At 63.9% G+C, this 21,774-nt stretch carries 19 protein-coding genes; 7 read left to right on the top strand and 12 right to left on the bottom strand.

The window, feature by feature from the left end:
• The first annotated feature begins 40 nt into the window (after positions 1-40).
• Positions 41-1,198: an aromatic ring-hydroxylating oxygenase subunit alpha gene (locus DM872_RS15485; protein ID WP_179060317.1), complete on the top strand. Its 1,158-nt coding sequence runs from the start codon at positions 41-43 to the stop codon at positions 1,196-1,198.
• A gap of 253 nt (positions 1,199-1,451) precedes the next feature.
• On the opposite strand, the gene DM872_RS15480 is transcribed toward DM872_RS15485, so the two are convergent.
• From DM872_RS15480 to plsB, 5 genes are all read right to left on the bottom strand, one after another.
• Positions 1,452-2,129, bottom strand: a complete 678-nt coding sequence (locus tag DM872_RS15480; protein WP_179060316.1) for a DUF4197 domain-containing protein — start codon at positions 2,127-2,129, stop codon at positions 1,452-1,454.
• A 43-nt stretch (positions 2,130-2,172) separates the two neighbouring features.
• Positions 2,173-2,571, bottom strand: a complete 399-nt coding sequence (locus tag DM872_RS15475) for a YbaY family lipoprotein (protein WP_179060315.1) — start codon at positions 2,569-2,571, stop codon at positions 2,173-2,175.
• A gap of 116 nt (positions 2,572-2,687) precedes the next feature.
• Positions 2,688-3,857 (bottom strand): hypothetical protein, encoded by a 1,170-nt coding sequence (locus DM872_RS15470; RefSeq protein ID WP_179060314.1) that lies wholly within the window; start codon positions 3,855-3,857, stop codon positions 2,688-2,690.
• Entirely contained in the window at positions 3,854-4,120 is a 267-nt protein-coding gene (locus DM872_RS15465) for a hypothetical protein (RefSeq protein ID WP_179060313.1), read from the bottom strand. Before DM872_RS15465 ends, DM872_RS15470 begins: the two co-directional genes overlap by 4 nt.
• Before the next feature lie 182 nt (positions 4,121-4,302).
• A complete protein-coding gene (gene plsB / locus DM872_RS15460; protein ID WP_179060312.1) occupies positions 4,303-6,801 on the bottom strand; it encodes a glycerol-3-phosphate 1-O-acyltransferase PlsB in 2,499 nt (832 codons plus the stop codon).
• A 230-nt stretch (positions 6,802-7,031) separates the two neighbouring features.
• Between plsB and DM872_RS15455 the strand changes: the two genes are divergently transcribed.
• The 5 genes from DM872_RS15455 to DM872_RS15435 all read left to right on the top strand — a co-directional run bounded on the left by DM872_RS15455 (position 7,032) and on the right by DM872_RS15435 (position 12,065).
• On the top strand, positions 7,032-7,955 hold the full coding sequence (locus DM872_RS15455) for an ABC transporter ATP-binding protein (protein ID WP_179060311.1): 924 nt from the start codon (positions 7,032-7,034) through the stop codon (positions 7,953-7,955).
• Complete coding sequence (locus tag DM872_RS15450; protein ID WP_179060310.1) at positions 7,952-8,686, top strand: ABC transporter permease subunit; 735 nt, start codon at positions 7,952-7,954, stop codon at positions 8,684-8,686. The genes DM872_RS15455 and DM872_RS15450 overlap by 4 nt, the downstream gene beginning before the upstream one ends.
• Before the next feature lie 2 nt (positions 8,687-8,688).
• The gene (locus tag DM872_RS15445; RefSeq protein WP_179060309.1) at positions 8,689-10,524 is read left to right on the top strand and encodes a GldG family protein; all 1,836 of its coding nucleotides are present in this window, start codon (positions 8,689-8,691) and stop codon (positions 10,522-10,524) included.
• A gap of 10 nt (positions 10,525-10,534) precedes the next feature.
• Positions 10,535-11,530: a DUF4340 domain-containing protein gene (locus DM872_RS15440; RefSeq protein ID WP_179060308.1), complete on the top strand. Its 996-nt coding sequence runs from the start codon at positions 10,535-10,537 to the stop codon at positions 11,528-11,530.
• A gap of 325 nt (positions 11,531-11,855) precedes the next feature.
• Positions 11,856-12,065 carry a cold-shock protein gene (locus DM872_RS15435; protein ID WP_016494409.1) on the top strand — a complete coding sequence of 70 codons (210 nt, stop codon included), beginning with the start codon at positions 11,856-11,858 and terminating at the stop codon, positions 12,063-12,065.
• Between the two features lie 73 nt (positions 12,066-12,138).
• Here DM872_RS15435 and DM872_RS15430 read toward each other — a convergent pair whose 3' ends face one another.
• The 5 genes from DM872_RS15430 to DM872_RS15410 all read right to left on the bottom strand — a co-directional run bounded on the left by DM872_RS15430 (position 12,139) and on the right by DM872_RS15410 (position 18,798).
• On the bottom strand, positions 12,139-12,510 hold the full coding sequence (locus DM872_RS15430) for a hypothetical protein (protein WP_179060307.1): 372 nt from the start codon (positions 12,508-12,510) through the stop codon (positions 12,139-12,141).
• A 9-nt stretch (positions 12,511-12,519) separates the two neighbouring features.
• Positions 12,520-13,326, bottom strand: a complete 807-nt coding sequence (locus DM872_RS15425; protein ID WP_179060306.1) for a putative RNA methyltransferase — start codon at positions 13,324-13,326, stop codon at positions 12,520-12,522.
• The gene (gene dapE / locus DM872_RS15420; protein ID WP_179060305.1) at positions 13,323-14,465 is read right to left on the bottom strand and encodes a succinyl-diaminopimelate desuccinylase; all 1,143 of its coding nucleotides are present in this window, start codon (positions 14,463-14,465) and stop codon (positions 13,323-13,325) included. The genes DM872_RS15425 and dapE overlap by 4 nt, the downstream gene beginning before the upstream one ends.
• 238 nt (positions 14,466-14,703) lie before the next feature.
• Positions 14,704-17,298 (bottom strand): glycosyltransferase, encoded by a 2,595-nt coding sequence (locus DM872_RS15415; RefSeq protein ID WP_179060304.1) that lies wholly within the window; start codon positions 17,296-17,298, stop codon positions 14,704-14,706.
• A 348-nt stretch (positions 17,299-17,646) separates the two neighbouring features.
• The gene (locus DM872_RS15410; RefSeq protein ID WP_179060303.1) at positions 17,647-18,798 is read right to left on the bottom strand and encodes an iron-containing alcohol dehydrogenase; all 1,152 of its coding nucleotides are present in this window, start codon (positions 18,796-18,798) and stop codon (positions 17,647-17,649) included.
• 152 nt (positions 18,799-18,950) lie between these two features.
• Here DM872_RS15410 and tcdA point away from each other — a divergent pair, with 152 nt between their 5' ends.
• Positions 18,951-19,754, top strand: a complete 804-nt coding sequence (tcdA, locus tag DM872_RS15405; RefSeq protein ID WP_179060302.1) for a tRNA cyclic N6-threonylcarbamoyladenosine(37) synthase TcdA — start codon at positions 18,951-18,953, stop codon at positions 19,752-19,754.
• A gap of 392 nt (positions 19,755-20,146) precedes the next feature.
• On the opposite strand, the gene DM872_RS15400 is transcribed toward tcdA, so the two are convergent.
• Positions 20,147-20,551 (bottom strand): SufE family protein, encoded by a 405-nt coding sequence (locus DM872_RS15400; RefSeq protein ID WP_179060301.1) that lies wholly within the window; start codon positions 20,549-20,551, stop codon positions 20,147-20,149.
• Positions 20,548-21,753 carry an aminotransferase class V-fold PLP-dependent enzyme gene (locus DM872_RS15395; protein WP_179060300.1) on the bottom strand — a complete coding sequence of 402 codons (1,206 nt, stop codon included), beginning with the start codon at positions 21,751-21,753 and terminating at the stop codon, positions 20,548-20,550. Before DM872_RS15395 ends, DM872_RS15400 begins: the two co-directional genes overlap by 4 nt.
• Positions 21,754-21,774: the final 21 nt, after the last annotated feature.

Below are 21,774 nucleotides of genomic sequence, written 5' to 3'. Positions count from 1 at the left end.
CCGGGCTTGTCTCTGCCCCCGACAACAAGACGAGGTGCCCATGCAGCACGCGACCCAGGTGGACTTGCTCAAACGGACCTTGGCCCTGGTGGAACAGGGCGTGTCCGAATGCGTCGAGACGCCATCATCGCTTCCCGTGGACCTGTACCTGGACGAGCGCCGCTACCGCCGCGAACGTGACGAGGTCCTGCGTCGCGAGCCCCTGCTGGTGGCCCGCTCCGGCGAAATTCCCGCCGGCCACTTCATCACCCGTGATCTGCTGGCGCCGCTCCTGCTGACCCGCGACGAGCAGGGACGGCTGCGCGCATTCCTCAACGTCTGCAAGCACCGGGGGACCCAACTGGTGGGCGACGCGTGCGGGCGCAACCGGGTCTTCGTCTGCCCCTACCACGCCTGGTCCTACAACCCCGACGGCCAGTTGCGCGGCATTCCCCACGGCTACGGCTTCGAGGGAATCGACCGTGCCTGCCTGAATCTCACCGAAGTGCCGGTGGCCGAGCGTTTTGGCGCTGTCTGGGCTCGGCATTCACCGGGGCCGGCACTGGACATGGACTCGTTCTTCGGCGAGCAGATCCTGGCTGATTTCGACAGCTTCGCCCTGGACGATCATGTGCTCTTCGATCCTCAGGACATCCGCCGGCCGGTGAACTGGAAACTGACCATCGACACCTTCCTGGAGAACTACCACGTCACCAAGGCACACCAGGCCACCATCGACCATCTGTTCTGGCCGAACCTGGGGTTGTTCGAGCGTTTCGGCCGGCATATCCGCAACTACTACGTGAAGCGCAACCTGCGGGAGATCCTCGACCAGCCCGAGCAGGACTGGAACCTGCGACAGCACGGCAACCTGCTGTATTTCCTCTGGCCCAATACGCTGGTGTTGGTGGAGCCTGACCACATCGACTTTTCCACCGTCTTCCCCGATGGCCCGTTGGCGACCCGTGTACTGGGGCATACCTTGCTGCCGGAGGCACCTGCAACGGAGAAGGCGCAACGCTACTTCGAGAAGAACAACGCCATTCTCTATTCGGCGCTGGAGGAAGACTTCGCCATGGCCGCGCGGGTGCAGGCGGGAATCCAGGCCGGCGCCAGTGACCGGCTTTGGCACGGGCGCTTCGAGCAGGCGCTGAGGTGGTTTCATCAGGGGCTGGATGAGGCGTTGGGGGAGGAGCGGGTGGAGGTTGTGGGGAGGTGAGGGGCATCGGGTCTCATTGCGGGGCCCAGGCCTGTGGATACCGCCCTCACCCCCGGCCCCCCTCCCTGAAGAGGAGAGGGGTGACTCGCGCCGGCGATTCCAGGGAATCCTGAAGCCCAAACTCGCCTGGGAAGGCGAAACAGAAATCCGCAACCCGCTCGGCAATGAACTGAACTGCCCAAGATAAAACTTGCTAACCGACCCCACAAAAAAGCCCGGAATAAAACCGGGCTCCTTCACAGCGTTGTGACGCTCAAAGCGCCCCGAACACCTTCTTCGCCAGGCTAGTGGCGGCACCCGCCGGGTTCTGGCGGATGCTGGCTTCCTGCTCCGCGATCATCTTGAACAGGCCGTCCAGGGCTTCCTCGGTCACGTAGCTCTCGATATTGGCGCTCTTGGCATTCACCACGCCGAAGCTCGCGGCCTGGCCGGCGAAGCTGTTGTATTGCTGGGCCAGCCCAACCTTGTCGGTGGCCTGCTTGACGATGGGCAGGAACTTGGCGCGCAGCTGCTCGCGGCTGGATTTGTTCAGGTACTGGGTAGCGGCATCGTCCGGGCCGCTGAGGATGCCCTTGGCGTCCTGCACGGTCATCTTCTTCACGGCGTCCACCAGCAACGCCTGGGCCTGTGGTACCGCAGCCTCGGCGGCCTTGTTCATCGTGTCTTCGAGCTGTTCCACCTGGGCGCCCATGCCCATCATCTTCATGGTCTTGGCAGCCTTGCCGAGGTTGCCCGGCAACTCGATGCGGACGTCCGGGTTGTCGGCGAAACCGCCCGGCTTGCCCAGTTGCTGGACGGCGACCTTGGCACCCTGGGTCAAGGCATCCTTCAGGCCGCCGCTGGCATCCGACTGGCTGAGATCGGCAATGGACAGGGCAAAGGCACTGGCGGAAAGGGCGAGGCCGGCGCAGAGGGTGGCGAAGCGGATCATGGCTGCATCCTTGTGGCTATTTGGGGGCGGTTCGCCTCGAGGGTCAGCGGACCGGGTCGACCTTGATGCGCAGTGGCTGCGGGTCGGAGCCGTCGAGTTTAACCGAGTGCTGCTCGGTGCTGATGAACATCAACCTGCCGTCCAGTTCGATTCGTGCGCTCACGGCGTAGCGGTGGTTGGGCTGGACCTTGGCGGGGTCGTAGTCGAGGCGAAAGGCGAGGGGTACCTGGCCCTGGATCGGCCCCTGTTGGCGAGCCAGTTCCACCGCCGGCGCATCGGCGAGGGAAACGTCCTGCAGACTGACGCTGAGGGTAGCGGTGGGCGGCAGCGCGATGCGTTGCAGGTAGAAGACTTCACCTTCCAGGTGGCTCGTCTGCTCGGTGGGCTGGCCGGCACAGGCGGCGAGCAGGCTGCCGGCGAGGATCAGGGGCAGTGTTCTCATGGAGGCCTCGGGGGTCATGTGGGATTGATAGGACCCACTATAGAAGGCGAAGTGCGTTGGGCCAGGACTTCGAGCCTCCCCAAAGGATATCGCCCCCGAGTGGGGGCGATTGAGGGTCAGTGCGGGTTGTCGTCCAGTGCGGTGCTGGAGATGGCGTTGAGAGTGTCGTTGAACTGCACCGTTTCGTTGAACGCCTTGACCAGCGCGCGGAAGCGGTCCTTGGCGGCGATCAATTGCTTGAGCTTCTCGGCCAGTTCGTCCTGCTTTCGGGCGAGCGCAGCTTCGCGTTCGTCCAGGGTATCGCCGCGACGCTGCAGGGCTTCGGTCAACTCGTCATTGCGCTGCTTTTCGTGGCGCAGGGTGTCGGCGAGCCGGGCAGTGCTGCGGTCCCGCGCTTCCACGTTCTCGGCCAGGGATTTGAGCGCGGCACTGCGCTCGGCCAGGGCTCGGGCGTTGTCTTCGGCGCTACGCTCCAGATTGCCGACTTCGCGCGTCAGGCGCGCTTCCAGCAATCGCAATTGCTCCTCCTTGTCGGCGAGGAGGCGCTCCTTCTCCTGCAGTTGCAACTTGCGTTGCTCCAGACCCTCCTGATTTTTCAGCGCGTCCAGTTTCTGCTGGGTGAGCCCCTTGGCCATGTCCGCGAGCGAATCGAGGGTGTTCTGCACGTCGTACAGGAGATTGTCCGCATCGCCGCCAAGGGAAGGTGGAACGGTGGATTCGAGCTCCGGCGCCTCCTCGGGTTGCTCCGTCATAAGTGCTGTCGCATCGGATGGCTCGGCGTGGACTTGCGTTGCGAGTTCGACGCTGAAACTCCGCAGGTCGGCGGCTTCTATGCTCAGTTCGGGTTCGGGTGCCGGGGTGTCCCCGGATACCGGCTCCTGCTCGGAAGCGATGGGCAGCGCTGTCTCTTCCTGGCGGGCTTCCTCGTCGACACCTTGCACGCCTGGTGCCTCTTCGCGCACTTCCTCCGCTTTGGGCATGGGCTCTGTTGCGATCGCGGTTTCAGTGGTCGGTGGCGGCAGGCTGAAATCCACGCTCAGGGAGTGGCTGTGGAACGGGACGGACGGTGCGGCTTCCCTGGCGTCTGGATCCGCCAGCGGTGGGCGGGAAGAGGGCAGCGGATCACCGGTGTTGGCACTCTGCCGTGTGGCGATCAGCTTGTTCACCGAGGAACGGTTGATGGCGAGGCTGCGGTGTTCCCGGGCCTTTGGAGGACTCTCGTCTGCGCCGGTGATTTCGCCATCGAGCCGGACGAAGTGGAACTGCGTTTTTTCGTTCGTGTTCACGATTGCTCCCCCTTGGTGATCTGCTTGAGCACCGCCAGGGCGCACTGCCATTCCTGCTCCGATTCCAGATTGGCCAGGCGATAGCCGTTCTCCTGGGGAACGGCGCTGGTCACGTACACCTTCGCGGTGCCGTGGCGGTCTTCTTCGTTGAGGGTGTAGACGAGGATGTTTCTATCGATCTGGGGAATGGCGAAGCTGCACAGGACGGCAGCGTTGACCACCTCTCCAGTGCCGTTCTCGACAGTGATGGTTCTCAGGAGCATGGGACGGGGCCTTCCGTGTTCAGGGCTGGTGATGTGCTCGATGGACCGAGGCGATGCAGCGCCGAATGGTACGAAGTGGTCCCGGCCACGCCTGCCGGAAGCGGTCCGGATGTCCTGTAGGAACGGTCTAAAGCGGGCGGTACAGGAAAGCGCCAGGCCCGAAGGCCTGGCGGGGATGCGGGTCAGCCAGCTTCTACCACGGCTTCCGGTTCCGCTTCGGCCTGGCGATCGAATGCCACTTGGCGGATGGACAGGCGAATCTCTGCGGGGAGCACGCGCTTGGCGGCGCCCTCGGCCAGTTCGCCGAGCAGTTCGTGATAACCCAGCTTGCCGGCGTCGTCCCGGCGCAGCACGCGCTGGTCCAGCAGGGTCTGGATGAAGTGGCGGAACAGGCTCTTGTCGAAGAACTCCGGGGCGTTAAGGCCGTGGAGGATCGACAGGCGCTGGGCCATGACGGTGCAGAGGTCTTCCAGTTCCTCGGCGCTCAGCTGGTTCTGTCCGGCGTTCAGCAGCAGGGCGATGGCCATGTAGAAACGCTGCAGCGTCTGGACGATGGCTCGGGCCAGCAGGGTCAGCAGGACGAACTGCCGCGAGCTCGGGGCCGGACGCACGTAGACGTCACCCTCCACCTTGAGCAAACCCTGCTCGACGAAGGCCGCCAGCCACTGGTCCACCACGCCTTCCAGTTCGCTGGCGTCCCAGCGGATGAACAGCTCGGCCTGCAGGTAGGGATACAGGGCGCGGGTGTAGCGCAGGATCTGCTCGCGGCTCATCCGCGCGCTGCTCTGGAAGAAGCACGCGAGCAGTGCGGGCAGGGCGAAGACGTGGAGGACGTTGTTGCGGTAGTAGGTCATGAGGACGGCGTTCTGCTCGTCCAGGTAGAGGATCTTGCCCAGCGCGTCTTTCTGTTCGGCCAGCAGGTTCATGCTCTGCACGTACTGGATCAGCGCCTGACCGTCGCCTTCCGGCAGGGTGGCGTGGGGCGAGTAAGGCACGGCGCGAATCAGTGCCAGGTAGAGGTCGAGCACTCGGGTCAGGGCGCGTTCATCCAGGGCCAGGCGGCTGGTGGAAAGCAGCGCCAGGGCCACCAGGTTGACCGGATTGATCGCTGCCGCGTCGTTGAGGTGGCGGGCGATGCGTACGGCGAGCTGGTTGGTGGTGTCGTTGAGCCAGGCCGGGCGGAACTGCGGGCCCAACTCCTGGGTGCGCCAGTCCGGCTGCTGCTGGTCGAGGAATTCGGCCAGCTTGATCGGCTCGCCAAAGTTCACCGCCACCGAGCCGAACCGCAGCTTGAGGGCGCCGATGACCTTGAAGATGTCGAAGATGGATTCCTTCTTCTTGCTCGCGCCGCGCAATTCACCCAGGTAGGTGCGGCCTTCCAGCACGCGCTCATAGCCGATGTACACGGGCACGAAGACGATGGGCAGGCGTGAGGAGCGCAGGAAGCTGCGCAGGGTGATGGCGAGCATGCCGGTTTTCGGATGCAGCATGCGCCCGGTGCGCGAGCGCCCGCCCTCGACGAAGTACTCCACCGGGAAGCCGCGGCTGAAGAGGGTGTGCAGGTATTCATTGAATACCGCCGTGTACAGGGGATTGCCCTTGAAGGTGCGGCGCATGAAGAAGGCACCGCCACGGCGCAGCAGGCCGCCGATCACCGGCATGTTTAGGTTGATGCCGGCGGCGATGTGCGGCGGTGTCAGGCCATTGCGGAACAGCAGGTAGGACAGCAGCAGGTAGTCGATATGGCTGCGGTGGCAGGGTACGTAGATGACCTCGTGGCCATGCACGATCTCCTGCACCTGCTCGATATGGTTGACCTTGATGCCCTCGTAGAGCTTGTTCCAGAACCAGGACAGCACGACTTCGAGGAAACGGATGGCGGTGTAGGCGAAGTCGGAGGCGATCTCGTTGCCGTACTTCAGCGCCTGCGCTTCGGCGGTGGCGAGGCTGATCTTCTCGCGCTCGGCTTCGTCGGCGATGGCCTGGCGAACCAGTGGACCGCGCACCAGACCCTTGACCAGGTTGCGGCGGTGGGAAAGGTCGGGGCCGATCACCGCAGTCTTCTGGTTGCGGAAGTGCACGCGGAGGATGCGGTTGACCATGCGCAGGGTGCGCTCCGGCCCCTTGTCCTGCTCCACCAGTTCACGCAGGTGGATGGGCGCGGAGAACTGCACGCGGGTCTTGCGTCCGAGAATGAGGATGCTGACCAGCTTGCGCAGGCGGCCGGTCACCGCCCAGCTATCGGCGAAGAGCAGCTTCCAGGGGCTGGTCTCGCGGTCGGGCGACTGACCCCAGAACACCGTCACGGGGATGATCTGCGCGTCTTCCACAGCCTGCCGCTCGATGGCGCCCAGCACCCGCACCAGGGTCGGGGAGGCCGCGCGCTTGTCCTGGCCGCCGAGCCAGCCCGGTTCGGGTTGCAGATAGAAAAAGGCCGCCTGCTCCATCAGGTCGCCCACCGCCACGGGCAGTACCGGGCGCGGCAGGCCGGCCTTGGTGCACTCCCGATCCACCACTGCCAGATCGCTGGCCGACGGTTGTTGCAGGACGTAGAACACCGGCTTGCTGCGGTCGAGCTTCAGGGTGAACGCCGACTGGTTGATGGTTTCCGAACGTACCCACAGATAAAGCAGGCGGCGCAGGGCACCAAAGGCAAGGCGGCGGAAGGGGGAGCGGGTCATGGCGGGGTAATGCTGTGAAACGAGCAATTGCTCGGGGCGGCTAGTTTGCCGTATTCCCCGTCGGGTCGCAAAAAGGCGCGGGCCGTCGTTTTAGCCCGAAGATTCCTGCAACTATTGGCACAAATGCCCGTCTTGCAATGGCGGCGGATCACTCCTTATAGTCCGCCGGCGTTTTGCAAGGCCCCGGTGGCCAGCATGGCCAGGGGCTGCTCCCTTTGGGACTAAAGGCCATGATCGAAATAACAAATCTGACTAAGCGCTTCGCGCAGCATACCGCCGTGGATAACCTGTCCTTCAGCGTCGCACCGGGGGAGGTGCTGGGGTTCCTTGGCCCCAACGGCGCGGGCAAGTCCACCACCATGAAGATGCTCACCGGCTTCCTCGCCCCGACCTCCGGCAGTGCCAGCATCTTCGGCTTCGACATTCAGACCCAGACTCTGAAAGCCCAGCGGGAAGTCGGCTACCTGCCGGAAGGTGCGCCCTGCTATGGCGACATGACGGTGCGCGGCTTTCTCGAGTTCATCGCTGAAGTCCGCGGTTTCCGCGGAGCCGAGAAGAAGGCCCGCGTGGCCCGTGCGGTGGGGCAGGTGGAGCTGGACAACGTCCTCGGCCAATCCATCGAAACCCTCTCCAAGGGCTACAAGCGCCGTGTCGGCCTGGCCCAGGCGATCCTCCATGACCCCAGCGTGCTGATTCTCGATGAGCCGACCGACGGCCTCGACCCGAACCAGAAGCACCAGGTGCGCCAACTGATCAAGAGCCTGGCCCACGACAAGATCGTGATCATCTCGACCCACATCCTCGAAGAGGTCACGGCGGTCTGCACCCGCGCGCTGGTTATCGCCTCTGGCAAGGTGGTGGCGGACGGCACCCCGTTCGAACTGGAAAGCCGCTCGCGTTATCACCAGGCCGTCACCCTGGTGGCCGAGGAACCCCTGGACATGCTGGCGCTGGCGGTGCTTCCGGGCGTGGCTGGCATCGAGGAGAACGCTATCCCGGGCGGCCTGACCATCCTGGCCAAGCCGGGCGAAGTGATCTTCCCGCAGGTGAACCAACTGATTCACCAGCGGGGCTGGAAAGTGAAGGAGCTGGACGTGGAGCGCGGTCGTCTCGACGAAGTATTCCGCCGACTGACCCGGGGAGAAGCGGCATGAGGCAGTTGCCGGTGATTTTCAAACGCGAGCTGGCGAGCTATTTCGCCACGCCGCTGGCCTATGTGTTCATCGTGATCTTCCTGGTGCTGTCCGGGGTCTTCACCTTCTACCTGGGCGGTTTCTACGAGAGTGGTCAGGCGAGCCTCGCGCCGTTCTTCAACTTCCATCCGTGGCTTTACCTGTTCCTCGTGCCGGCCATCGCCATGCGACTCTGGGCAGAGGAGCGCAAGTCCGGCTCCATCGAGTTGCTGATGACCCTGCCGATCACCCGCTTCGAGGCGGTCACGGGCAAGTTTCTCGCCGCCTGGGCCTTCGCCGGGCTGGCACTGCTGCTGACCTTCCCGATGGTGATCACGGTCAACTACCTGGGTGAGCCGGACAATGGCGCCATCGTCACCGGCTATATTGGCAGCTGGCTGCTGGCCGGGGCCTTCCTGGCCATTGGCTCCTGCATGTCGGCACTGGCGAAGAACCAGGTGATCGCCTTCATCCTCGCCGTCAGCGTCTGCTTCCTGTTCATCGTCAGCGGCTTCCCACTGGTGCTGGACGCTTTCAGCAGCTGGGCGCCGCAGTGGCTGCTGGATGCCGTGGCTTCGCTGAGTTTCCTGACCCGTTTCGATGCCATCAGCAAGGGCGTGATCGATCTGCGTGACCTGCTCTACTTCGTCACCCTGATCGCCGCCTGGCTGGCCGCCACCGCTGTGGTGGTCGATCTGAAGAAGGCCGACTGAACATGAAAAGACTGATGTATTCCGGTGCCGGGCTGCTGCTCATCGCCGTGGCGTTCCTGGCCTTCAACATGCTCGCCGGGCTGACCCTGACCAACGCGCGGGTCGACCTCACCGAGCAGAAGCTCTACACCATCTCCGACGGGACCAAGCAGATCCTTGGCGAGATCGACGAGCCCATCAACCTGTACTTCTTCTACTCCGACAAGTCCGCCAAGGACCTGGTCGTGCTGCGCAACTATGCCCGCCGCGTGGAGGAGATGCTCAAGGCGTACGAACGTGCCGCCGGTGGCAAGATCAAGTTGCACGTCATCGACCCCGAGCCTTTCTCCGAGGACGAGGACAAGGCTGCCGAATTCGGCTTGCAGGCGGTGCCGCTGCAGCAGGGTGGCGACCAGATCTATTTCGGCCTGGCCGGTACCAATGGCGTGGATGACACCCAGATCATTCCGTTCTTCCCGCTAGACCAGGAGGAGTTCCTCGAGTACGAGGTCAGCCGCCTGGTGCAGAGCCTGGCCAAGCCGGAGCGCCCGGTGGTGGGGATTCTCTCCGGGCTGAAGCTCAATGGCGGCTTCGACATGATGACCCGCCAGCCGACCCAGCCCTGGATGGTGATGGAAGAAGTCCGCCAGCTGTTCCAGATCGAGAGCCTGAAGAGCGATATCGACCAGATTCCCGAGACGGTGTCGGTACTCCTGCTGGTGCATCCGAAGAACCTGCCGCAGCAGACCCAGTACGCCATCGACCAGTTCGTTCTGCGCGGGGGCAAGCTGCTGGCCTTCGTCGACCCCTGGAGCGAAGCGGACAGCGGTATGGAAATGCCGGGTGAGCCGGGCGGGGACAAATCGTCTGACCTGGATACCCTGTTCAAGGCCTGGGGCCTGCAAATGGTGCCGGGCAAGGTGTTGGGTGACGGTGCCAACGCGATGTCGGTCAGCGTGGGGGCGGACAAGCCGCCGGCGCGCCATGCCGGCTGGCTCAATCTGCCGAGGCACAGCCTGGACCAGAACGATGTCAGCACTGCGGGCCTGGAAAACATCACCGTGGCTACCGCCGGCATTCTCAAGCCGCTGGAGGGTGCCAAGACCCATTTCGTGCCGCTGATCCAGAGTTCCGAATACTCCATGCCGTTCGACGTGCAGCGCTTCGGGATGCTCTCGGACCCCGAGGAGTTGATTCGCGAGCTCAAGCCCACTGGCGAGCGTTACACCCTGGCTGCGCGTATCAGCGGGCCGGCGCAATCGGCGTTTCCCGAGGGGATCGAGGGTCGCAAGGACGGTCTGAAGTCTGCCGAGAACATCAACGTGATCGCCGTCGCCGACACCGACATCCTCAGCGACCGCATGTGGGTCCAGGTACAGGACTTCTTCGGCCAGCGTGTACCGCAGCCCTGGGCCGACAACTCGGGCTTCGCGATCAACGCCCTGGACAACCTTGCCGGCTCCGATGCGCTGATCAGCGTACGCTCGCGCGGCCGCTACAGCCGCCCGTTCGACGTGGTGGAGAAGCTTCAGCGCGATGCCGAGGTCAAGTTCCGCGAGCAGGAGCAGGTACTCCAGCAGCGCCTGGCGGATACCGAGCAGAAGCTGGCCTCCCTGCAGCAGAACCAGGACCCCACCAAGGCCCTGGAACTGACCCCGGAGCAGCAGGCGACCCTGCAGCAGTTCGTCCAGGAAAAACTGCGTATCCGCAAGGAACTGCGCGACGTGCGCTTCCAACTCAATGCCAACATCGAAGACCTGGGTCGCACCCTGAAATTCATCAACATCGCCCTGGTGCCGCTGGTGCTGACACTGGGTGTGCTGGTGCTGTGGTTCTGGCGCCGCCAGCGCAAGGCCTGAGGGAGTCGCTATGGGACGCAAAGGTCTGATCGTTCTTGCGCTGCTGGCCGCTGGCCTCGGCGCAGCCTACTTCATCCAGCACGACAGCTCACGGCCCCAACCGCAGCCGGCCAGCGCCACTCGCGAACTGCTGTTGCCTGCCTTGCAAGGCAACCTGGCGGGCGTGACTGCACTGGACGTGCAAATACCTGGGCAGCCGGATCTGCAACTCGCGCGCAAGGATGGCCTCTGGGTGCTGCCGGTCAAGGCGGACTACCCGGCCGCCGGGCTGCCCGTGGTGACCCTGCTGCGCGCGCTGGCCGATGCGCGCAAGGTGGAAGCCAAGACAGCCAATCCGCAACTGCATGGCCGAGTCGGCCTGGCGGACAAGGGCACGCCCGACGAGCAGGGCACGCGGATCAAGCTGGAGCGTGGTGGCGAGCCACCGCTGGAGCTTGTCGTGGGCAAGCCGGCGCAACAGGGTAGCGGTCATCTGGTGCGTCTCTACGGTGACAATCAGGTCTGGTTGATCGACCAGACCATTGCCTTGCCGGCGAACGAACTCGGCTGGCTGGATCGGCGAATCGCGGGCATTCCCTTCGCCAGCGTGCGGCAGGTGGACGTCACCTATCCGGATGGCAAGCGTTTGACCGTCTATCGCGATTCGGCCGAAGAGCCCAACCTCAAAGTCAAGCAGCTGCCCAAGGGGCGCCGGCTGGCGCACGAGGCTGCGGCGAACGGTATGGCGACGCTGTTCGCGGGTCTGGAATTCGCCGACAACGCCCCGCTGGCGCAAGTGCAGTTCAAGGGCAAGCCGATGCTTCAGTTCAGCCTTTCCACCTTCGACGGTGGTGAGCTGCGCGGCGAGATTTTCAGCCAGGGCGAGCAAGCCTGGATGGTCATCAAGGACAAGCAGAAGCTTGCTGATGAGCAGGTGCCGGGCAAACTGGATTGGGCCTATAGGTTGGAGCCATTCCAATATCAGGCGTTGGCCAAGAAGCTCGAAGACGTACTTGCCGCCAAATAGTTGAAGTTATTGGGAGGGCGGTAAATCGGACAATGGATAGTTCATTTCCGCCTACCCTTATGCCCCATTTTGTACTTCCAAAGAGCCAAAAAAGGGCGTCCAGCCCGCATGGCGCGGCCATTCCGAACTGTCATAAAAAAGTGCTTTTCAGTACGAACTCTTGTCGTATACTCCGGTCGCGGTCAGAAAAAGAACGCCATTCGAAATGCCGGCTCCAAGCCTGATTCGGCCTGGGTTGGAATAACAAGAAGAACGTCCTTACTGCACCGTCGAAACCCCTACTAAAGGGGGTAAACAACAAAATTGTGAGTTGGAGAGAGCAGTAATGGCTGATCGTGAGGTCGGAACCGTCAAGTGGTTCAATGACGCCAAGGGCTATGGTTTCATTCAGCGCGAAAGCGGTCCTGATGTATTCGTTCACTACCGCGCTATCCGCGGCGAGGGCCATCGCTCTCTGCTGGAAGGCCAGAAGGTAGAGTTTTCCGTGATCCAGGGTCAGAAAGGCCTGCAGGCGGAAGACGTCGCCAAGGTCTGAGACTCAAAAACAAAAGGCCCGTCAGTGACGGGCCTTTTGCTTTCTGCGATTCCTGCATCGGGCAGCCGATCGTTCAATCGGTGCGCCAGATGATCTCCTGCTCACCTTCCGCATTCACCTTGATCCAGCGGTCGGCATCTTCCTCGCCTTGTACTTCCTGCCAGCCGCCAGGCGCGCAGCGGATTTCCACGCCGAGCGCCGTGAAGGCCGCGCGGGCACAGCTCAGATCGTCCTCCCAGGGCGTCCTATCGCTCTCCAGATAGACGCTGTTCCATTTGCCCACGGCTTTTGGCAGCCAGGTCACGGGAATGCTCCCTGCCAGGCATTTGAAGGTCTGTCCTTTTTGCTGCCATGGCGTGCAAGTGCCCAGCGCCTCGTTGAGCCAGGCGGTGACGGCCTCCTGGTCGGCGTCCTTGAGGTAGATCTCGATATCGGGTTGGCGCATGGGGACTCCCTAGATTCGTTCGATCCAATCGTAGCGGATGGAAACCGTGACCTCGAATGGTGCTGCCACCACTGCCGCGCGGCGCTCGGCGCTGGCACGCCAGCCGTGAGGCGTCATCGCCAGCAGATCGGCACGGGCTTGCGCGTCGTCCAGTCGCAGGCGGTAGCTCAGCGTTTCGCTGTGGGCCAGGCGCATGCCGTCGGGGATCAGTGTCAGGTGCTTCTGGTCGTCGTAGTCGCGAACTTCGTCGTAGAGCTTCTGGCGCAGCTCCAGCAGGTGCTCACGGGTTGGCCCCATTCGCAGCAGTCCGCCTCCGGGAGAAAGCAGGCGCAATGCTTCCTGCCAGTCCAGTGGGCTGAACACGCTGGCGAGTAGCTGGCAACTGGCATCGGCCAGGGGCACGCGTGCCATGCTCGCCACCAGCCAGTGCAGTTGCGGCGCGCGACGGCAGGCGCGTTTGACTGCTTCGCGGGAGATGTCCAGGGCATAGCCGTCGGTCGCGGGAAGGGCCATGGCCAGTTGGCCCGTGTAATAGCCCTCGCCACAGCCGATATCCAGCCAGCGCTCCGGATCACGTTCGGCAGCGAGCGCTGCCAGGCGATTGGCGAGCGGCGCATAGTGGCCGCCGTCGAGGAAGCGCCGACGCGCCTCGACCATGGTGGCGTTGTCGCCCGGGTCGCGGCTGTTCTTGTGCTGCACCGGCAGCAGGTTGTAGTAGCCCTGGCGTGCGCGGTCGAAGCTATGGTTCGCCGGGCACGCCAGGCCCTGGTCGCGGGCGCTCAGCGCGCCCTGGCAGAGGGGGCAGATGAGCGTCATTGTGCGAGCAGTCGGACCAGGGTCTGCTGGTAGATGTCGGTCAGCAGATCGAGATCGCTGGCCAGTACCCGCTCGTTCACCTGGTGGATGGTGGCGTTCACCGGACCGAGCTCGACCACCTGCGTGCCCATGGTGGCGATGAAGCGTCCATCGGAGGTGCCGCCACTGGTGGAAGGGGTGGTGTCGCGGCCGGTGATGGCCTTGATGCTCGCGGAAACCGCATCCAGCAGTTCGCCCGGCTGGGTCAAGAAGGGCAGGCCGGACAGCGCCCACTCCAGGTGGTAGTCCAGGCCGTGTTTGTCGAGGATGGCCTCGACCCGGCGCTGCAGGCCATCCACCGTGGATTCGGTGGAGAAACGGAAGTTGAAGATGGCCTTCAGCTCGCCCGGGATGACGTTAGTGGCGCCGGTGCCGGAGTTGAGGTTGGAGACCTGGAAGCTGGTGGGCGGGAAGAAAGCGTTGCCGTCGTCCCAGTGCTCGGCGGCTAGTTCGGCAAGGGCCGGTGCAGCCAGGTGGATGGGGTTCTTCGCCAGGTGGGGGTAAGCGACGTGACCCTGCACGCCGCGAACAGTCAGGGTGCAGCCAAGGGAGCCGCGACGGCCGTTCTTCACCACATCACCCACCAGCGAGGTGCTCGACGGTTCGCCGACGATGCACCAGTCCAGGCGCTCGCCACGGGCCGCCAGGCGCTCGACCACGGCCTTGGTGCCGTGATGGGCCGGCCCTTCTTCGTCGCTGGTGATGAGGAAGGCGATGGTGCCTTTGTGTTGAGGATGTTCGGCGACGAAGCGCTCGACCGCGACCACCATCGCCGCAAGGCTACCTTTCATGTCCGCCGCGCCGCGGCCGCAGAGCATCCCTTGCGCGTCGATCAGGGCATCGAACGGCTCGTGCTGCCAGGCCTGCACGGGGCCGGTAGGCACCACGTCGGTATGGCCGGCGAAGCAGAGCACCGGACCCTCGCCGCCACGGATGGCCCAGAAGTTCTCCACATCCTCGATACGCATGCGCTCGATGCGGAAGCCCGCGGCTTCCAGCCGGCGCATCATCAGGTCCTGGCAGCCTTCGTCGATCGGGGTGACCGAGGGACGACGAATGAGGTCGCAGGCGAGTTCGAGGGTGGGGGACAGGGACGACATGAAGGGCTCCGGAGGGCAGCGCGGCAACGCAAGGGATGAAAAGGCCGATATCTTAAAACAAGAACGGCGGCCATAGGCCGCCGTTTAAGACTGTTTGAAAACTACTGCGCTAGGTGATGCTGCGTTGAAAACAGCCACAGAATGCTCATTTACAACACGTAAACTGCGCTTCTTCGGCTGTTTTCGCCTTGCCTGACCTTCGCTCGTGACGTTCTCAAACAGTCTCGAGATGCTTCCGTCAGGCGGTGGCGACCTCCTCTTGCTCCTCTTCCTGAGCCTTCGGCAGGGAGGAGAGCAGCGCCATGATCAGCGCCGCCAGGTAGGGCAGCGACTGCACCAGCAGCATGGCCACCCAGAACTTCACGTCCGGACTCGGCATGCCCTGGACGATGGCGATGCCGATTGCCGCGCCCCAGAGCAGGAGCATCACGAAGACTTCTTCGCGGGCTTCGGCCAGGGCCATCAGCAGGCCGTGGTTGCTGCGCATCTTCGGCGTACGGAAGAACGGAATACTCTTGGTGAAGAAGCCATAGAGCACGGCCTTGGCGATGGTGTGCGAGAGGGCGAGGCCCGCTACCGCGGCGCAGAAGGCATCCTTCAGGTTCACCCCCACCGCGCGTTGGTAGAGGAACACGATCTTGCCGACCTTGAAGAAGAACAGTGCCAGCGGCGGGATCGCGAAGATCAGCAGCGGCGGGTCGACCCGTTGCGGAACGATGATCATCGCTGCCGACCACAGCAGGGCGCCGGCGGTGAAGAAGATGTTCAGGCCATCGGCAACCCAGGGCAGCCAGCCAGCGATGAAGTGGTAGCGCTGGCCTTGCTTGAGCTTGGAGTCCTTGCCGAGGAACAGGCTGCGGGCGTGCCCCTTCATGATCTGGATGGCGCCGTAGGCCCAGCGGAAGCGCTGCTTCTTGTAGTCGATGAAGGTGTCAGGCATCAGGCCACGGCCAAAGCTCTCGTGTGCGTAAGCCGCGGCATAGCCGCTCTTGAACACGCGCAGGCCCAGTTCGGCGTCTTCGCAGATGGTCCAGTCGGCCCACTTCAGCTCGTCCATCACGCTGCGACGGATCATGGTCATGGTGCCGTGCTGGATGATGGCGTTACGGTCGTTGCGGGTGACCATGCCGATGTGGAAGAAGCCCTTGTACTCCGCGTAGCAGAGGCGCTTGAAGGTGTTCTCGTTGCCGTCACGATAATCCTGCGGCGACTGCACCACAGCGATTTCCGGGTCGGCAAAGTGCGGAACCATGTGCTTCAGCCAGTTGCGGTCGACGCAGTAGTCGGAGTCGATTACGGCCACGACCTCGGCATCTGGTGCGGTGTACGGCAGGATGTAGTTCAGCGCGCCGCCCTTGAAGCCTTCCAGCGGGGCAACGTGGAAGAACTTGAAGCGCGGGCCAAGCTGTTCGCAGTAGTCGCGCACCGGTTCCCAGACCGCCGGGTCCTTGGTGTTGTTGTCGATGATCAGGACTTCGTAGTCCGGATAGTCGAGGTTGGCCAGGGCGTCGAGGGTCTGTTTGACCATCTCCGGCGGCTCGTTGTAGCAGGGCACGTGCACCGACACTTTCGGACGGTACGCGCTGTCGGCCAGTACCGGGAGGAACGGACGGCGGCGCTTGCGCACCCAGACCGCCTCGGCCAGTTCATGGGCTTCGGTGAGGAGCACGATGAACACGCCCAAAGCACCGACGCCGAGCAGCAGACCGACGGTCAGGCTGAACCAGGTGCTGTACTGCTGGCTGTAGTCGTAGGCGATCCAGACCAGAACCGAGCCGCCGGCGAAGGCGACGAAGGTCAGGAAGGTGCGACCGCGCTGGCGCAGTGCGCTGCCGTCGATCAGCATCAGGGCCAGGGCCAGCAGCGCCATGACCACGGATGCGACTGCGAGCATGCGCCATTGCGGGATGGCGATCACCGGGCCTTCAAAGGCGAACTTCGGCTGGCGGTCGAGGTTGTAGACGCCCCAGTAGGCACCCACCGAACCTTCGTCGCTGGCCTTCCACGGCTGGTCGAAGGCCTCGATCACGAAGTAGTTGTAGCCCTTGGCGTTAAGGGCGTTGACCAGGGTGCGCAGGTAGATGGCCTGGTCAGCCTGGGAAGCGTCAGCACCGCCGCGCATGCGGCCGTTGCTCGGCCAGCCCACTTCGGAGAGCAGCAGGGGCTTCTTCGGGAAGGCCTTCTTCAGGTCCTTGGCGCGCTCCAGGACGAACTCGGTGGAGTCCTCCATCGGCACGAATTCCCAATACGGCAGGACGTGGGCGGCCACCAGGTCGACGTGCTTGGCCAGTTCCGGGTACTTCAGCCAGATGTGCCATTGCTCGGACGTGGTCACCGGCACCTTCACGGCGGCGCGCACACGGTCCAGGTAGACCATCAGGTCCTTGCGGCTGATCTCGCGACGGAAGAGGGCCTCGTTACCTACCACCACGCGAACCACGCTGCGGGACGCGTTGGCGATTTCAATGGCCTTGGCGATCTCGCGCTCGTTGCGTTCCTCGTCCGGGCTGATCCAGACACCGAGGGTCACCCGCAGGCCGAATTCCTCTGCCAGGCGCGGGATATCGGCCAGGGTGCCATCCACCGAGTAGGTACGGATGCTGTCGGTCTGCTTGCTCACCAGCTCGAGGTCCTGGCGGATCTGCTCGTCGTTGGGGTAGCGGTTGGTTTGCGGGTTCTGGTCCGCGCGGAACGGCGAGAAGGAGTAGCCGGATATCTGTTCCGGCCAGTCCGGCGCGGTGACCGGGCGGTTGTAGAGCGCCCAGATACCGGTGAACAACGCGGCGACTGCCACGAAGACCACCAGGTTGAGTCCAAATTTACGCGATGGCATAGAGGTCAAGGGTTCCGAATCGAGGAACTGGGCTCCATACGAGAATGATCGCCATTTGATCAAATTTCGTACGAAGCCTGGGGTAGGGCCAGCGATATGCTGGTCGGCGCGAATCCTACCCCGGCGCCCAACAGCTGTATAGATTGCGACCAGCCGGGGAAGCCGGATAGCCATCCCCGCCAGAGGGTTTGTTTGCTTGCAGCGCGAGAAGTTCGACCGGTGAACGAAAGCTGAGTGTTGCAGGTAGCTGCATTGCCCGTAGGAGCTGGCTTGCCAGCGAAGGGTCCCATTTCGCTAGCAAGCTAGCTCCTACAGGGCGTCTGGACCGACGGTCGACCTCGGTCAGGCTCAGAGCGCGCGCAGCAGAATGCGTTCGCTGGCTTCCAGGTCGAGGTCGCGGCGTTCGCTCAGCGCCGTCATCCCATGCCGCTCCAGTTGCGCCAGAACTTGGGGGATCACATCGGCGTCCAGCCCGTGTTCGGACAAACGGGTAGGCACGCCCATGCGCTTGAAGAAGTCGCGGGTAGCCTTGATGGCCGCGTCGATACGCTGTTCTTCGTCGCCTTCCTTCAAGCCCCAGACGCGAGCGCCGTATTGCAGCAGCTTCTCGCGCTTGACCTGGCGTCGCTCCGCCAGCAGGGCCGGCAGCACCACCGCCAGGGTCTGCGCGTGATCGATGTGGTACAGCGCGGTCAGCTCGTGACCGATCATGTGAGTCGACCAGTCCTGGGGCACGCCGCAGCCGAGGAGGCCGTTCAGGGCCTGGGTGGCGCACCACATCAGGTTGGCGCGCACGGCGTAGTCGTCCGGGTTGGCCAGGGCCTTGGGGCCTTCCTCTATCAGGGTCAGCAGCAGCCCTTCGGCGTAGCGGTCCTGCAGAGGCGCGTCGGAAGGATAGGTGAGGTATTGCTCGATGGTGTGGACGAAGGCATCCACCACGCCATTGCCGATTTGCCGGGGTGGCAGGCTGAAGGTGGTTCGTGGATCGAGAATGGCGAATCGCGGGTATAGCAGGGCGCTGGAAAACGGCAGCTTTTCCTGGCGGGCGACATGGGTCACCACGCCGTGGGGATTGCTCTCGGAGCCGGTCGCGGCCAGGGTCAGCACGCAGCCCATGGGCAGGGCGGCGGTAATGCGCTTACCACTGAGCAGGTCCAGCGGATCGCCGTCGTAGCAAGCCGCCGCGGCGATGAACTTGCTGCCATCGATGACCGAGCCCCCGCCCACGGCGACGATGAAGTCGCACTGTTCGAGCTTGGCCTGCTCGGCTGCCTTGACCAGGGTATCGAACTGAGGATTAGCCTCGATGCCGCCGAAACGGACGACCTTGTGGTCCACCAACGCTTCCTCGACCTGCTGCCAGACACCGTTCTGAAAGATGCTGCCGCCGCCATGGGTCACCAACACCCTGCTACCAGCCGGCACGTCGCGCGCCAGCTTGGTGATCTGGCCTTCGCCGAAGTGGATGCGGGTGGGGTTGTAGAAGGTGAAATTGCGCATGACCGGCTCCCTTGTCGTTATCGGTCGACTATAGCCCTGACGGACCGCGCGCAAATCTATAGGTCGCCATTCAGCGGCAATGGACTTGGGCCGAGGGATAGCGCTTCCTATAATGCGCGCCCGCCCGAAGGTTGGCGATGGGAGTGATTGGGATGAGTACAGACGAGCGTTTCGGCGGCATTGCCCGGCTATATGGCCTGGAAGGACTTGCCCGGTTGCAGGTCGCCCATGTGGCGGTGGTCGGCATTGGCGGCGTGGGTTCCTGGGCAGCCGAGGCCCTGGCGCGTTCAGGGGTGGGGGAAATCTCCCTGTTCGATCTCGATGACGTCTGCATCACCAACACCAACCGCCAGGTGCACGCCATCGAGGGCGCGGTGGGCAAGGCCAAGGTGGATGTGATGGCCGAGCGCATTCGTGCCATCAACCCGGCCTGCGTGGTCCATGCCGTGGCCGACTTCGTTACCCGCGAGACCATGACCGAGTACGTTACGCCCGAGTTGGATGCGGTCATTGACTGCATCGACAGCGTCGCGGCCAAGGCCGCGCTGATCGCCTGGTGCAAGCGACGCAAGATCCAGATCGTCACCACCGGCGGCGCCGGCGGCCAGGTGGACCCGGCGCAGATCCAGGTCGCCGACCTGAACAAGACCTTCAATGATCCGCTGGCGGCCAAGGTGCGCTCCACGCTGCGGCGCGACTACAACTTCTCGCGGACGCCGGGACGCACTTACAGCGTGCCTTGCGTGTTCTCCACCGAACAGCTGCGCTATCCGAAACCGGATGGCTCGGTGTGCCAGCAGAAAAGCTTCGTTGGCGAAGGCGTGAAGCTGGACTGCGCCGGCGGCTTTGGCGCGGTGATGATGGTCACCGCCACCTTCGGCATGGTGGCGGCGGCGCGGATTGTGGATAAGTTGGTGGCCGGGGCGCGCAGGCCGTCGGAGCGCCAGGCGGGCTAGGGACGGCTGCGCCGTCCTTTCGCGAATGAATTCGCTCCCACGAGGTGGAGTCCTGGTTGGGATAGCTCCCTCTCCCTCTGGGGTGAAGAGGCATGCTTTCGGAAGCACCGCTTCCGTTGCCGATGAACGCCGGAGCGCGAAGCGATCAGGCCGGGGCGCAGGGCGGGGTTGGGGTGAGGGCTGACGGGGTTTGTTGGGTGTTCATTGCCCGCTTTGTTGGGCTTCGCAAGCTCAGACCAGCGTGGCCCGCACCAACCTACGGCAGGACTGCGTCCTGAGCCTTGTAGGAGCTAGCTTGCTAGCGAAACGGGGCCATTCGCTGGCAAGTCAGCTCCTACGGGCAATGCAGCTACTTGCAACACGTAATGCAGACACAGCCAATGAGTTCGCCCCTACTGGGCCATCTCGCGCATTTTCTTGAGGACGGCATTCAGTCCATTGCTGCGTGATGGCGACAGTTGCCGGCCCAATCCCAGCTGATTGAACCAGTCCGCCAGGTCGACGGTAGCCAGTTCATCGCCTCGCAGGCCGTTGACTCTCACCAGCAGCACCGCCAGTAACCCACGAATCAGCCGGGCATCGCTGGCGGCGCGGAAGCGCCAGTCACCATTCGCACGTTCGCCCACCAGCCACACCTGGCTTTCACAGCCATGCACGCGGTTGGCGTCGCTGCGCTCGGTGTCCGTCAGGGGGTGCAACCGTTCGCCCCACTGCATCAGCAGGCGCGCGCGCTGTTCCCAGCTGCCGGCTGTGGTGAAGGTGTCCAGGGCTTCCTGGGCTTTGGCCGGCAGGTTCATCGCAGCAGCTCCAGGGCCTTGTCCAATGCGCCGAAGAAGCGCTCCAGATCGTCGCCATCGTTGTACAGGCCGAGGGACACGCGAATAGCGCCTTGCACGCCAAGGGTCTGCATGAGTGGCATGGCGCAGTGGTGGCCGACGCGCACGGCAATGCCCTGGTCGATGAGCAGATGGGCCAGATCGGCGTTATGCACGCCGTCGATGGTGAAGCTGGCGAGGGCCAGTTCGGGGGCACCCAGGAGGCGCACGCCGTCTCGCGCGGCAAGGCCGGCCAGCAGCTTGGCGTGCAGGGCTGCTTCATGGCCGGCGATGGTGGCAGCGTCCAGGTTGCCCAGATAATCCAGCGCTGCGCCCAGGCCGACGACCGAGGCGATGGCCGGGGTACCGGCTTCGAAGCCCAGGGGCGCGCCATGGAAGTCGGCCGTCTGGTAGCCGGCGGTGTGAACCATTTCGCCGCCGAACTGCCAATGCTTCAGACGTGCCAGCGAGTCGCCACGACCGTAGAGCACGCCGACGCCATCGGGGCCATAGAGTTTGTGGCTGGAGAACGCGTAGAAGTCGCATCCCAGGGCCCGGACGTCATGGCGTCCGTGAACCGCGCCTTGGGCGCCGTCGACGACGGTCAGCGCCCCCTGGGCCCGGGCCAGGGGAAGCAGGTCGGTCAGCGGCTGCCAGCGACCGAGGACGTTGGACAACTGACTCACCGCCAGCACGCGGGTGCGTGGGCCAATCAACCGCCTTGCCTGCTCCAGATCGATCAGGCCGCGATCATCCAGCGGCAGCACCACCAGCTTGAGCTGCCTGCGCAGGGCGAGTTGCTGCCAGGGCAGCAGGTTGGCGTGGTGTTCCAGGGCGCTGATGACGATCTCATCGCCTGGTTGGAACAGGTGCTCCAGGCCATAGGCCAGCAGGTTGATCGCCTCGGTGACGCCGCGGGTGAAGAGGATTTCCGCCGGATTGGCGGCATTCAACCACTGTGCCGCGAGTGTCCGTGTCCCTTCGAAGGCGCGGGTGGCGCGCTCGCCGGGCAGGTGCTGGGCGCGATGCACATTGGCCGCGCCGCTGGCGTAGTAGCCGAGCAGGGCGTCGAGCACCGCCTGGGGCTTCTGCGACGTGGCGGCGCTGTCCAGATAGGTCTGCCCCTCGGAATCGAGTGCCGAAAGGGCGGGGAAGTCGGAGCGCCAGGGGGAGTTCAGGGACATTGCTGCGGCACACGGAAATGG

The sequence above is a fragment of the Pseudomonas taiwanensis genome, assembly GCF_013393345.1.
In the GTDB taxonomy this organism is placed as follows: domain Bacteria; phylum Pseudomonadota; class Gammaproteobacteria; order Pseudomonadales; family Pseudomonadaceae; genus Metapseudomonas; species Metapseudomonas resinovorans_C.
The sequence above is the reverse complement of the archived record's forward strand: the minus strand, read 5'-3'. Positions and strand labels throughout refer to the sequence as shown.

Bases quoted from the DNA above. Each gene is read 5' to 3' on its own strand.
- DM872_RS15485 (WP_179060317.1), top strand. From the start codon at position 41: ATGCAGCACGCGACCCAGGTGGACTTGCTCAAACGGACCTTGGCCCTG.
- DM872_RS15480 (WP_179060316.1), bottom strand. From the start codon at position 2,129: ATGATCCGCTTCGCCACCCTCTGCGCCGGCCTCGCCCTTTCCGCCAGT.
- DM872_RS15475 (WP_179060315.1), bottom strand. From the start codon at position 2,571: ATGAGAACACTGCCCCTGATCCTCGCCGGCAGCCTGCTCGCCGCCTGT.
- DM872_RS15465 (WP_179060313.1), bottom strand. From the start codon at position 4,120: ATGCTCCTGAGAACCATCACTGTCGAGAACGGCACTGGAGAGGTGGTC.
- plsB (WP_179060312.1), bottom strand. From the start codon at position 6,801: ATGACCCGCTCCCCCTTCCGCCGCCTTGCCTTTGGTGCCCTGCGCCGC.
- DM872_RS15455 (WP_179060311.1), top strand. From the start codon at position 7,032: ATGATCGAAATAACAAATCTGACTAAGCGCTTCGCGCAGCATACCGCC.
- DM872_RS15450 (WP_179060310.1), top strand. From the start codon at position 7,952: ATGAGGCAGTTGCCGGTGATTTTCAAACGCGAGCTGGCGAGCTATTTC.
- DM872_RS15445 (WP_179060309.1), top strand. From the start codon at position 8,689: ATGAAAAGACTGATGTATTCCGGTGCCGGGCTGCTGCTCATCGCCGTG.
- DM872_RS15440 (WP_179060308.1), top strand. From the start codon at position 10,535: ATGGGACGCAAAGGTCTGATCGTTCTTGCGCTGCTGGCCGCTGGCCTC.
- DM872_RS15435 (WP_016494409.1), top strand. From the start codon at position 11,856: ATGGCTGATCGTGAGGTCGGAACCGTCAAGTGGTTCAATGACGCCAAG.
- DM872_RS15430 (WP_179060307.1), bottom strand. From the start codon at position 12,510: ATGCGCCAACCCGATATCGAGATCTACCTCAAGGACGCCGACCAGGAG.
- DM872_RS15425 (WP_179060306.1), bottom strand. From the start codon at position 13,326: ATGACGCTCATCTGCCCCCTCTGCCAGGGCGCGCTGAGCGCCCGCGAC.
- dapE (WP_179060305.1), bottom strand. From the start codon at position 14,465: ATGTCGTCCCTGTCCCCCACCCTCGAACTCGCCTGCGACCTCATTCGT.
- DM872_RS15415 (WP_179060304.1), bottom strand. From the start codon at position 17,298: ATGCCATCGCGTAAATTTGGACTCAACCTGGTGGTCTTCGTGGCAGTC.
- DM872_RS15410 (WP_179060303.1), bottom strand. From the start codon at position 18,798: ATGCGCAATTTCACCTTCTACAACCCCACCCGCATCCACTTCGGCGAA.
- tcdA (WP_179060302.1), top strand. From the start codon at position 18,951: ATGAGTACAGACGAGCGTTTCGGCGGCATTGCCCGGCTATATGGCCTG.
- DM872_RS15400 (WP_179060301.1), bottom strand. From the start codon at position 20,551: ATGAACCTGCCGGCCAAAGCCCAGGAAGCCCTGGACACCTTCACCACA.
- DM872_RS15395 (WP_179060300.1), bottom strand. From the start codon at position 21,753: ATGTCCCTGAACTCCCCCTGGCGCTCCGACTTCCCCGCCCTTTCGGCA.